General features: G+C 70.4%; 1 pseudogene. It reads right to left on the bottom strand.

Going from position 1 to position 382, the window contains the following annotated elements:
* Nucleotides 1-382: pseudogene (locus J0695_RS40860) on the bottom strand (carbamate kinase); the annotation flags it as partial.

Here is a 382-nt window from a genome sequence, read left to right as displayed (position 1 = left end):
GAGAGGGAACGACACGGCGCCAGCCGCGCCCGGAGTCCTCTGCCACGTGCCAGCCGTGCCGGGCGGCGAGCTTGCCTGCGCTCTCCTCGTCGTAGAACGAGCCGATCGGTTTGGTGGGTCGGCGGAAGGCCGGGTCGGCAGGGTCGACGACGGTGTGCGTGACCAGTGCCGTGACTCGGTCGCCGTGTCCGGCCGCCTTGAGGTGACCGGCGAGCGTGGACGCGAGGATGTAGCCGATACTGCCCTGCGAGTCGGCGACGCACATGTCCAGGTCGAGGCTGGGCAGTTCGGGCGCCAGGTCGGCCATCAGGTCGGAGCGCCGTTTGATGAAGCCGACTTGGGGGCCGTTTCCGTGCGTGACGACCAGACGGTGCCCGGCGGC

Origin of the sequence: Streptomyces beijiangensis (assembly GCF_017315755.1) — a bacterium.
Taxonomy (GTDB): domain Bacteria; phylum Actinomycetota; class Actinomycetes; order Streptomycetales; family Streptomycetaceae; genus Streptomyces; species Streptomyces beijiangensis.
Note: the sequence above shows the minus strand (reverse complement) of the source record. Positions and strands in the feature narration are given on the sequence as shown.